The sequence below is a fragment of the Nocardia sp. NPDC049737 genome (assembly GCF_040674755.1).
Classification (GTDB): domain Bacteria; phylum Actinomycetota; class Actinomycetes; order Mycobacteriales; family Mycobacteriaceae; genus Nocardia.
In genome coordinates, this window is record NZ_JBFANH010000019.1 from 180,914 (window position 1) to 191,975 (window position 11,062).

Consider the following 11,062-nt stretch of genomic DNA (forward strand, 5'->3'; position numbering starts at 1 on the left):
CGGAAGGAGCGTTCGACTATGGGCGAGCAGTGCGTGTCGCCGAAGCGGTCGGCAGCGGTGGTCGGCGAGGCTGAGCACATGGATCATGACCACGCACACTCCGGCCATTCGGACAAACACGGCCACAGCCACGACCACGGCGTCTCGGCGGATTCGAATCCGCGCTGGCTGGCCATCGCGCTCGGCTTGATCGTCGCGTTCATGGTGGCGGAGGTGGTGGTCGGCCTGCTGGCGCAATCGCTCGCGCTGATCTCCGACGCCGCGCACATGCTCACCGATGCCGCCTCGATCGTGCTCGCGATGATCGCGATCCGGTTGGCTCGACGTCCGGCCCATGGGCGATACACCTACGGGTTCAAGCGGGTCGAGATCCTTTCGGCGCAGGCGAATGGGATCACGTTGCTGCTGCTTGCGGCGTGGTTCGTGTATGAGGGCATCAATCGGCTGATCAATCCGCCGGATGTCGAAGGGCCGCTCGTGTTGATCACGGCGCTGGTCGGGATCGTGGTGAATATCGCCGCCGCGTGGAGCATCAGCCGGGCCAACCGGACCAGCCTGAATGTCGAGGGCGCGTTCCAGCACATCCTCAACGACCTCTACGCCTTCATCGGAACCGCTATCGCGGGCGCGGTGGTGTGGCTGGCCGGGTTCGCCCGCGCAGATGCGATCGCGGCGCTGGTCGTCGCGGCATTGATGATCAAGGCGGGCTGGTCTTTGGTGCGGGAGTCGGGGCGGATCTTCCTGGAGGCCGCGCCCGCTCATCTCGATCCCGACGCCATCGGAGCGCGCATCGTGGCGGTCCGGCAGGTAACCGAGGTCCACGACCTGCACGTCTGGCAGATCACCTCTGGACAGGCGTCGCTGTCGGCGCATGTCCTCGTCGACGACGCTGCCGACTGTCATGCGATTCGTTCGATGATCGAGACCGTGCTGCACGACGAATTCAGGTTGGAGCATACGACTTTGCAAGTGGACCACTCGTCGGATCTGGAGGTCTCCGCCGACGATGCGCACTGCGCCGATGCGCACGGGCCGGTGCACCGGTCCTGATCGCCCGTTTGACCTTCGACCTACCCGAGACTCCATGATGAGCGGGTGGCGGGCGATGGGTTGATCACGATTGGCGGGTTGGCGCGGGCCTGTGGGCTTACGGCCAGTGCGCTGCGGTTTTATGACGATTGCGGGTTGCTGGTTCCGGTTCGGGTGGATGAGGTGACCGGATATCGGTACTACAGCGACGCGCAGGTCGATCGCGGGGTGATGATTCGGCGGCTGCGGGGAATCGGGGTGCCATTGGATGTTGTTTCGGAGATTTTGAACGGGGACGGGACGCGGGCCGGGCGGCTGCTCGACGACCATGTGGCGGAACTTGCGCGGCGAGCCCGGGATGCGGCTGCGGTTGCGCGGGTGATCAAAGAGGAGATCGGGGCGGGCGCGGTGGTATCCGCCGCGGTGTTGGCGGCGGCCATCGAACAGGTACGGTCGGCGGCCGCTCTGGATCGTGAAATACCAGTGCTGTCTGGGGTTTTGGTGGAGTCGCGTGCGGATTCGGTTACGTTGACGGCTACGGATCGGTATCGGCTGTCGACGCGGGCAATGGTGCCGGTGCGGCCGGGTGGGGCGTGGTCGGTGGTTGTCGATGCGGGCGAGTTGGGTGGAATCGGTTCCTGGCTGCGGGAATTGGATGAGGTGACTGTGCGTGCTCTGGACGATGGGCTCGTTGTGACCGGTCGCGGCTCCGAGCGCCGGTGCGGGACCATCGATGCGGCGTTTCCGGACTATCAGGCGATGTTGGCGGGGCTGGGTACGGTTCGGACGCGGGTGGTGGCGGGGCGAAGTGCGCTGCTCGCAGCGCTCGAGGCGGGCGGCGCGGCGCCGGTTGGCTTCGCCGTCGATCGGTCCGGTCTTGTTGTGAGCTGCAATGGGCAACTCAGGCCTGGTTCGCCTGGCTATCCCGAGTTACTCGCACGCCTGCACATTCCGGCAGTGGTTACCGGACCGGGTATCGAACTTGCCTTCTCCCCCAAGACATTACGACCCGCATTGGCGAGTGCGATCGGTCCGGAAATCATGCTCGATATCGCTGCGGCCAACGCACCGGTGATCGTTCGTTCCGCGACGGACGGTGAGCTGACCACGCTCGTCATGCCGACTGCCATTACGAATTCGAAGGAGTGTGGCGCATGAATCCCGCTGGTGAAACCATGGCCGCCATCACACAGGCGGTCGAGCTCGGGCGAACAGGCTCGCCGGACGCTGCGCGGGAGGCGCTGCTCGGGATATGGGCGACGCTCGGTCCGCAGGGTGATCCATTGCATCGGTGCACATTGGCGCACTATCTCGCGGATCTGTATGACGATGCGGCACAGGCGCTTTGCTGGGATGTTCGGGCGCTGGACGCGGCGGACAGTCTGACCGATGAACGGTTGCATCGGCACGATGCGAGTCTGGATGTGCGGGGCTTCTACCCGTCGCTGCATTTGAATCTGGCGGACAACTATCGGCGGCTCGGGTCATTCGCTGCGGCGCAGTGCGAGATCGACGCGGCGCGAGGGTGTGTGGATACGCTCGGCGATGACGGTTACGGGGCAATGATCCGCACCGCCATTGATGAAGTCGCCGAAGCGATTCGGATGCGAACTACCGCTCGACGTGTCTCCGCTCCAAATGGACGCGGGTAGCTGCCCATGAGTCGCTTGCCCACCCTCGTTGTCGTGAGCGGACCACCGGGCGCCGGTAAGACAACACTCGCGCATGCGCTGGCCGCCAAGGTGGGGTGCCCCGCGATCTGCCGGGACGAAATAAAGGAAGGCATGGTGCACGGGCGGCCGGATTTCGCGGCAAAACCCGGCGACGAGTCGAGTCTTCGCACACTGCCGACGTTCTTCGGTGTGCTGGAGCTGTTGTTGCGAGCGGGCGTCACAGTGGTAGCGGAGGCGGCATTTCAAGATCGCCTGTGGCGGCCGGGGCTCGAGCCGCTACGTGGTCTCGCCGCGATGCGAGTGGTGCATTGCGAGGTAGAGCCTGGCATCGCGATGGCGCGAATTCATCGACGTCAGCGCGAAAACCCTTTGCGGCGAGCACATTCCGGGCCGGGCACTGTTGCATCCGACGTCCACCGCGTGTTCGACCGTATATCGCTGGATGTGCCGACGATAGAGGTCGACACGACGGACGGGTATCGACCTGGACTCGATGAGATCGTGGCATTCGTCAACGGCCACGGATGACCGATCTCCTAGGCCGAATGCGGTCGCTCGGGCGGGCATGCCGTCGCGAACACGACAGCGAAATCGAATTCCTGCCAGGTCATCAGCCCGACGAACTGTTCCGGAGTCCGCGGACCTACGTCTCATCAGGAACGGCGAGAGACATGTCAGCGATACGGTTCGGGTCGGCGATGATCTCGATGGTGGCTATCCGATGGTCGGTGATAGTGAAGGCCAGAAGGAGGTTCAGGTTTCCGCCGGGGGCAACGACCAGGCCCATGTGGCCATTGATGAGGGCGGGACGGGTGTAGGGGGCCTGGCTGGAGAACATCAGGGCGCTGGAGGCGACGCGGCGAGCGCCACTCATGCGGATCGGGTGTCCGCTGGGGGCAGCGACAGCATCGGCGTGCAGTTCGACGTCCGGGTCGAGTACGGCGATCAGCGCATCGAAGTCACCGCTGCGGGCGGCCCGCAGGAAGGCATCGACGACCACACATTCATCGGCGATGCGGTCGGTCTCGGCCAGGGGCGCGCCACGGACGCGGCGGCGGGCGCGGGCAGCCAGTTGTGCGGCAGCGGCTGGCGTACGTCCCAGGATGGGCGCGAGTTCGGCGTACGGCAGATCGAACAGGTCGTGCAAAACGAAAGTCAGTCGCTCAGCCGGAGTAAGGGTGTCGAGCACGACCAGTAATGCGAGCCCGACCGAGTCGGCCAGCACCGCCTCTTCCTCCGGATCCACGCTGTCCGCGGGGATGGCGGGCAACTCGGTCGGTAGCGCGCCGACCGGGTCTTCGCGGCGGGCTTTGCGGGCCCGCAACATATCCAGGCAGATGTGGGCGACGACCGCGGTCAACCAGTTCCGCAGGTTGCGCACACTTTCGGTGTCGGCGCGGTCGAGTCGCAGCCATGCCTGTTGCACGGCGTCGTCCGCCTCGCTCGCCGATCCGAGCATGCGGTAGGCGACCGCGCCGAGGTGGGCGCGGTGGTCTTCGAAGCGCTGCGCGAGCCACTGGGTCTCCTCGGACATCGGCGATCTCCTTCCGTCCGATTCGCGTGTCATGTCGACGGGTCGTGCTCCGTCATATCTATGACGGACGAAACCGCGGTGACATGACACGCCCACGGCCCCCTCTTGGACAGAAGGGCGAACTGATGCGCACGACATCCGAACTGCGCCCGACACCGGATCGACGGCGCTGGCTCGCACTGGTGGTATTGCTGGTGGCCGGGTTCATGGACCTGCTCGATGTGACGATCGTGAATGTGGCGCTGCCGACGATCCAAAGCGATCTGAACGCACCCTACGCGGATCTGGAGTGGGTGGTGTCGGGTTATCTGCTCGGATTCGCGGCGTTGCTGATCACCGGCGGCCGACTAGGCGACCTGGTCGGCCGCAAAACTATCCTGCTTGTCGGCCTGACCCTGTTCACGCTCGCATCGCTGGCATGCGGGATCGCCCCGGACCCGGCGTGGCTGATCGCCGCACGAATAGTCCAGGGCGCGACGGCCGGGCTGATGATCCCGCAGATCCTGGCGATCATGCACGTATCGTTCCCCGCCGATGAACGCGGGAAGGTGCTCGGAATCTGGGGCGGTGTGCTCGGCTCGGCATCGGTGGCCGGATTGATCGTGGGTGGAATCCTGGTGCAGGCCAACCTTTTCGACTGGGCGTGGCGGCCGATCTTCCTGGTCAATGTGCCTGTCGGAATGCTCGCGATTCCCGCGGCGATGGTGCTGGTGCGGCAGTCCCGCTCGGCCACGGCGGATCGATTGGATCCGATCGGCACCGTCCTCGCGATCGGCGCGGTCCTGCTGCTGGCATACCCACTGACCGAGGGACGCACCCTCGGCTGGCCGGTCTGGACCTTCGCGCTGATCGCCGCCGCCGCGCTGGTCCTTGTGGCATTCGTCGCCTTCGAGCGACGCCGGACCGCGACCGTCGGATCGCCGCTGGTGGTGCTGAATCTGTTCCGGGAGCGCACATTCAGTGTAGGTATGGCTGTGTGGCTGTTGTTCTGGATCGCTCTCGGCGGCTACTTCCTGGTGTGGACGCTATATCTGCAAGCGGGGCTCGGCTGGACGCCGCTGCGGGCCGGGCTGAGCGCATCACCTTTCGCGGTGGCCGCTGCGGCCGGAGCCGGATCCAGCGTGCAGGTTTTTGTGCCGCGCTACGGGCGGATGGTGCTGTTCGCGGGCGCGATGATCAACGCCGCCGGGTTCGGGCTCTACCTCTATCTGGCCGCGCACTACGGCTCCGGCATCACCTCCGTGCGGATGTTCGCACCCCTCGCGATCAGCGGATTCGGGTTCGGACTCTTCGTCGCACCGACAGTCGACCTGATCCTTTCCGGAGTTCCCGGCCATGATGCCGGGTCCGCGTCCGGACAGTTGTCGACCATTCAGCAGGTCGGCATGGCGCTCGGTGTCGCGCTGGCCGGAGTGTTCTTCTTCACCCAACTCGACAACACCTCCGGCCACGGCACCACTGCCACCATCCCCACGCTCCAACAGCAGCTCACCAACCTGGATATCCCCGCCACCGCTCGAGACCAGATACTTGGTCAGTTCCGCGCCTGCGTACACGATCGCTCCACCGCCACCGACCCCACCGCCGTGCCGTCCAGCTGCCAGCCCCGATCCGGACAACCCGATCCACTACAGCAAGCACTCACCAGAGCCGGGCGAGAAGCCAACGCGCACAATATGTCTCGCACCTTCGCACAAACGCTGTGCTGGGCCATCGGCATTCTGATCGCCGTCGCCGCAGGAGTGTTCGCGCTGCCGCGGCGGTTGACCACAGCATCCGAAACAAGTTGGCCCGGTAGGGATTCGGTTGCATCGGATGCCATACACTGAGACGGCGCGGACAGCCGCCGCAACGCATGGCTCTGGCCGCAAGAAGCCAGCCATCCGGTCGGGCACCCGCAATAGTGCCAGCGCCGAAACCACCAATTCCACATAGCCAGGGCGGCCTCCGCCTATACACCCATGGCGGGTATGTTCGTTGAATGCACTCCGCTCCGATGCCCCTGGTCCATGAGTCACATATTCGTTGTTGACGGCTCGGATTTATTTCGCCTGTTCGAGGCAGTCTCGCTGAATCCAACGAAAGGCTCTCTACCATATGGGCAATAGCTGGCTACGTCGCCTGTCCACGTCCCCGGGGAATGGGTCCCATAAATTGATCTGCTTTCCTCACGCCGGTGGCTCCGCCATATCCTTCGGGCCATTGGCCGGGTGCATGGGATCAGAATATGACGTTCTTGCTGTCCAGTATCCCGGACGACTGGACAGAAGACATGAACCGCTCATCGATAATATTTCAGACCTCGTCGATGGTGTACTTCCTGAACTGATAGAAACGGTTGAGGGTGCCGAGAATTTTTCCATATTCGGCCACAGCATGGGATCTGTCGTAGCTTTTGAAGCCTGCCGACGGCTCGAGCAGGAATTAGGAGCGACCGCGAGAGTCCTCTTCGCCTCCGGTCGACGCGCCCCGTCGTCGACGCACTCCGAACAAGTGCACCTGATGAGCGATCCAGAAATATGTGAACTATTACTGAGCGTCGGCGGCACACCATCGGCGTTGCTCGAGGATCCTGAATTCCGAGAAATGATCCTGGCGACCGTCAGAAACGACTACCGAGCTATCGAGACTTACGAGTGCACTCCGGACGCGACAGTCAGCTGCCCCATGGTGGCAATTGTCGGCGATCGCGACCCCGATGCAAGTTTCACGGAAGTAGAGGCGTGGAGTTCGCACACCTCTGGTAGCTTCCTCGCGAAAGCATTTCCAGGCGGTCATTTCTTTCTCGATGCGAATCGCCGCCCCGTCGCGCAGCTGATCCGCGAGCACAGCTCACAAGCGCTGTTGAGCTAGACGAGCGTCGTCGCGGATTTTGGTGGAGCCACGACTGGGTGAGCATTCGCTCACCCAGTCGTTACTACTGCTAGCTCATACCCTTTTCGAGCCAGCCCTCGATCGCTTCCGCAACATCCACTGAGCCGTCCTCCAGCATCGTGAAATGATCCGCCTGCACCGACACAACGGTTTGCGAATCCCACGGTTGAGCCTGCCAGTCCACACGATCCGACGAGCTTCCCAGGAATGACTGGACACACTGGACGAACAAGGTCGGCGTGACGATGGAGCCGGGCACCATCTCGCGCAGCAGCTGCACATACCGGCTCATACCCGTCAACCGAGCCTGGTCGAAGCGACCGAACGTAGCTTCGTTCGACACCATGTGTTCTGCCATCTCCCGAAGCAGCCAATCGCCGTCATCGTGGATCCTGTAGGTGTCCAACATGACCAGGCCAGCAGGCACTGGGCGGCCGGTGGCTTCCAGGAACTCCGTGACGAGGTAAGCCAGCAGGCCGCCCGAGGAATATCCGAGTAGTACGAACGGCTCTCCCTGCGCTGCCTCGAGCAGACAGCGCGCCACTCCTTCCAATGCCGTCGTCGGCGTAGCTGGCAGTGGCTCGCCCGCACCGAAGCCGATCAGCGGCAGGACCACGACGTCGCGGGCAGTTCGCAGATGCGATGCGATGCGGGCGTACTGATGCGCGCCACCGGTGGCCAGTGGCGGATTGAGGCAGATGATGCGGGGCAGAACAGAACCCGAAGCCAGTCGTGACGGCACCGGCAATCGGTCCAGTTCGTCGGCCGAAGAGAACTGCTCACGTAGTTCCGCCGCCGCCCTCAGCAGAGCAAAGCCGTTACGAGCCTGGCCGTTCTCTACCGCGCCACGGAACATCCCGTACAGCGAGTCGTCTTCGCCAACTCGACTATTGCCCTTCTGTGAGTCTGTGTTGAGCTCCTTTTGCAGGTATCGGGCCAGTGCCGCCGGCGTCTTATGATCGAAGATTGCAGCGGTCGACAGCGTCAGACCGGTGGAAGCATTGAGGGCACTTCGCAACTCCATGGCAGCCAGTGAGTCGAACCCCGATTCGAGGAAGTCCCGCTCGGGGTCGAGAGCCTCGGCGCTCTCATGCCCCAGCAGACGGGCAGCGTTCTCGAGTATGTGCATCCGAAGCCACCGCTCCTGTTCGGAATCGGACAGGTGCGTCAGATGCCTGCGAAGCGCTGTCCCGTCCTGCGTTCTGCTGCTCGGCCGACGCCCGGTCTTCTTGGCCAAGTCGCTGAGCAGCGCAGGCACCGAGTCCCGAGCGCGCAGTACAGCTAGGTCGATCTCGACCGGTACAAGCACCGGACGCTCGGTAGTCGATGCGGCATCGAACAATTCGAGTGCTTTATCGGCAGTCAGCGGCGTGAAACCTTGGCGACGCATACGCTGCCGGTCCACCTCGCCGAGCCACTGCGAAAGTCCGGTTGCGATGTCCCACATGCCATAGGCGAGCGAAGTGGCCGGCAATCCTTCGGCGTGACGGTGCGTCGCAAGAGCGTCGAGGAACACGTTGGCCGCCGCATAACCTCCTTGGCCTGCGGGCAGTATCGAACCTGCCACCGACGAGATCATGACGAAGGCGGACAGCTCGGCTTCGCGGGTGAGCTCGTGCAAGTACCATGCGGCATCGGCCTTGGCGCCGAGCGAATGGTCGATCTGCTCCGGCGTCAAGGTATCGACCAGACCGTTGTAGGCAACGCCCGCCGCGTGCACGATCGCACCCAACGGATGCTCCGCGGGTATCGAAGCAAGCAGATCACGCAGTGCGTCACGATCTGTGACATCGCAGGCAGATACGCGAACCTCGGCACCGAGAGCACTGAGTTCCGCGATGAGATCCTCGGCGGCTGCCGGTCCGCGTCTGCCCGCCAACAGCAGGTATCGCACACCGTGCTCGCTCACCAAGTGCTTGGCGATGTGGCGACCGACCCCGCCGGTACCACCGGTAATCAGGACGGTCCGTTCGGAATCCCAAGGTATCCGCCGCTCAGATTCGGGCGACGCGGCGCGAATGAGCCGCGGCACCCGTGTTCCATCCGCATGGACAGCCAGTTCCGGCTCGCCTGTCAGCGCCGCGGCTACAAGATGATCCGTCGTTGCCGCTTCGCTGGCCTCGACGAGCACGATCCGCCCCGGGTTCTCCGCCTGCGCCGCACGCACCAGACCCCACACCGCCGCCTGAGCCGGGTCGCCCGTGGCGCCGGTGACCACAGCCAAAGTGCTTGCGGCGTACCGTTCTTCGCTGAGGAACTGCTGGACGGCACCGAGCGTGCGGTGCAGAGCCGTGCGCAACTGGACCGGCACGTCCACACCTTCGACCGGGGCCCGGAAGAGCAAGACCGAGGCCGACTCCGCCGCGCCCCACTCGGCCCAGGCGACTCCCGCCACCGATCGCAGCTCCGGACCGGGCCGCCAAATGAGCTCGTACAGCGCGTCATTCGAGGACAGGGTTGCGGCCGATAGCAGTTCGACGGACAACGGGCGCGACGTGAGGGACCGCGCGGACAGCAATGGCGCGCCACTTGAATCGGCCATTGCCAGGGTGACTTCACCCTGATTCAGCACGGTCGACCGAACCCGCACCCGCCGCGCGCCTTCGGCGTGCAAACGCACCGAAGACCAGGTGAATGGAACGAGGGTCTGCCGCTCGGCATGTTCGTCCACGCTCCGCGAACCGGCGACGGTCAATGCGTGCAGCGCCGCATCGAACAGGGCCGGATGTAGGCCATAGCCTCGAGTCGAGACCTGCTCGGGCAGCGCGACCTCAGCGTAGAGTTCCTCGCCGCGGCGCCAAAGGGCTTGCAGCCCTTGAAAAGCGGCCCCGTAGTTGTACCCGTGATCGGCGAGTTCATCGTAAGCGCCATCCAACTCCAGTTTTGTGGCACCGAACGGTGGCCACTGAACAAAGTCAGCCCAGTCTTGTGGCTCGTCGGTCTCCTTGCCCGGGTGCACACTGCCTTGCGCATGGTGTGTCCATGAGACTGCCGGATCGTCGTGGTCCTTACGCGAGTAGATGTCGAGCCGCCGGCGACCGGTCTCATCACTGTCACCGACTATCACTTGGATCTGTACTCCGCCATGCCCTTCGAACACCAGCGGCGCCCGAAGCGTGAGCTCCTCCAGTTCTGGACAGTCGACCTGGTCTCCGGCGTGCATGGCCAGTTCGACGAACCCGGTGCCAGGCAGCAGCACCGTGCCGAGCACGTCATGATCGGCCAACCAGGGATGGGTGACCGTCGACAGGCGGCCGGTGAGTCTGACGCCCCCGCCCTCCGGCTGCGCCACCAATGCACCCAGCATCGGGTGTTCGGTAGACCGTAGGCCGAGCGCGGATGCCTCTCCTGTCTGCGGTTGACCCGTGACCCAGAAGCGGCGGTGCTGGAAGCTGTACGTCGGCAGATCTGTCTTCGCGCCTCCGGAACCAGCGTAGTACCTGGTCCAATCCACCGTCGAACCCGCGACGTGCAACCGGGCGAGGCCGGTCAACACGGTCGATGGGTCCGCGTTGTGGCGTCTGGTCAAAGCGATTGTGGTTACGGTGTCGAGGATCTGGGTGATCATCGGGGTCAACACCGCATCAGGCCCGACCTCGGCGAACCTCGACACACCCATACCCGCCATCGCGACAACCGCATCAGCGAAGCGCACCGCCTCACGAACCTGACCCACCCAATACGACACATCACACATCTCATCGACAACCCGCACACCAGTCACCGTCGACACCAACGCGATACTCGGCCGGTTGAACACCAAACCCTCGATCACCGTCGCGAACTCAGCCAACATCGGCTCCATCAACACCGAATGAAACCCATGCGAAACACGCAACCGACGTGTACGCCAACCCCGATCAACACACACCTCGACAACAGCAGCGACCGCATCCTCGACACCCGAAACCACCACCGACGACGGACCATTCACCGCCGCAATCGACACACC

Annotated in this window: 8 protein-coding genes; 6 read left to right on the plus strand and 2 right to left on the minus strand. The window is 64.0% G+C overall.

Features of this window, described 5'->3' with window-relative positions; genetic code table 11:
- Nucleotides 1–78: 78 nt before the first annotated feature.
- Genes AB0J47_RS25290 through AB0J47_RS25305 form a run of 4 tightly spaced genes read left to right on the plus strand, consistent with a single transcriptional unit; the run spans nt 79 to nt 3,230 of the window.
- The gene (locus AB0J47_RS25290; RefSeq protein ID WP_364350693.1) at nt 79–1,050 is read left to right on the plus strand and encodes a cation diffusion facilitator family transporter; all 972 of its coding nucleotides are present in this window, start codon (nt 79–81) and stop codon (nt 1,048–1,050) included.
- Nucleotides 1,051–1,095: 45 nt separating this feature from the next.
- Nucleotides 1,096–2,187 carry a MerR family transcriptional regulator gene (locus tag AB0J47_RS25295; protein WP_364350646.1) on the plus strand — a complete coding sequence of 364 codons (1,092 nt, stop codon included), beginning with the start codon at nt 1,096–1,098 and terminating at the stop codon, nt 2,185–2,187.
- The gene (locus tag AB0J47_RS25300) at nt 2,184–2,681 is read left to right on the plus strand and encodes a hypothetical protein (RefSeq protein WP_364350649.1); all 498 of its coding nucleotides are present in this window, start codon (nt 2,184–2,186) and stop codon (nt 2,679–2,681) included. The genes AB0J47_RS25295 and AB0J47_RS25300 overlap by 4 nt, the downstream gene beginning before the upstream one ends.
- A 33-nt stretch (nt 2,682–2,714) precedes the next feature.
- Nucleotides 2,715–3,230, plus strand: coding sequence for an AAA family ATPase (locus AB0J47_RS25305; RefSeq protein ID WP_364350652.1), 516 nt, complete (start codon nt 2,715–2,717; stop codon nt 3,228–3,230).
- 115 nt (nt 3,231–3,345) lie between these two features.
- Here the strand turns inward: AB0J47_RS25305 and AB0J47_RS25310 are convergent, their stop codons facing one another.
- The gene (locus tag AB0J47_RS25310) at nt 3,346–4,236 is read right to left on the minus strand and encodes a sigma-70 family RNA polymerase sigma factor (RefSeq protein ID WP_364350654.1); all 891 of its coding nucleotides are present in this window, start codon (nt 4,234–4,236) and stop codon (nt 3,346–3,348) included.
- A gap of 125 nt (nt 4,237–4,361) precedes the next feature.
- Here AB0J47_RS25310 and AB0J47_RS25315 point away from each other — a divergent pair, with 125 nt between their 5' ends.
- Nucleotides 4,362–6,065, plus strand: coding sequence for an MFS transporter (locus tag AB0J47_RS25315; protein WP_364350657.1), 1,704 nt, complete (start codon nt 4,362–4,364; stop codon nt 6,063–6,065).
- A gap of 268 nt (nt 6,066–6,333) precedes the next feature.
- A complete protein-coding gene (locus AB0J47_RS25320; RefSeq protein WP_364350660.1) occupies nt 6,334–7,089 on the plus strand; it encodes an alpha/beta fold hydrolase in 756 nt (251 codons plus the stop codon).
- Nucleotides 7,090–7,159: 70 nt separating this feature from the next.
- Here the strand turns inward: AB0J47_RS25320 and AB0J47_RS25325 are convergent, their stop codons facing one another.
- Nucleotides 7,160–11,059: an SDR family NAD(P)-dependent oxidoreductase gene (locus AB0J47_RS25325; RefSeq protein ID WP_364350696.1), complete on the minus strand. Its 3,900-nt coding sequence runs from the start codon at nt 11,057–11,059 to the stop codon at nt 7,160–7,162.
- Between the last annotated feature and the right edge of the window lie 3 nt (nt 11,060–11,062).

Bases quoted from the DNA above. Each gene is read 5' to 3' on its own strand.
- AB0J47_RS25300 (WP_364350649.1), top strand. From the start codon at position 2,184: ATGAATCCCGCTGGTGAAACCATGGCCGCCATCACACAGGCGGTCGAG.
- AB0J47_RS25310 (WP_364350654.1), bottom strand. From the start codon at position 4,236: ATGTCCGAGGAGACCCAGTGGCTCGCGCAGCGCTTCGAAGACCACCGC.
- AB0J47_RS25315 (WP_364350657.1), top strand. From the start codon at position 4,362: ATGCGCACGACATCCGAACTGCGCCCGACACCGGATCGACGGCGCTGG.
- AB0J47_RS25290 (WP_364350693.1), top strand. From the start codon at position 79: ATGGATCATGACCACGCACACTCCGGCCATTCGGACAAACACGGCCAC.
- AB0J47_RS25320 (WP_364350660.1), top strand. From the start codon at position 6,334: ATGGGCAATAGCTGGCTACGTCGCCTGTCCACGTCCCCGGGGAATGGG.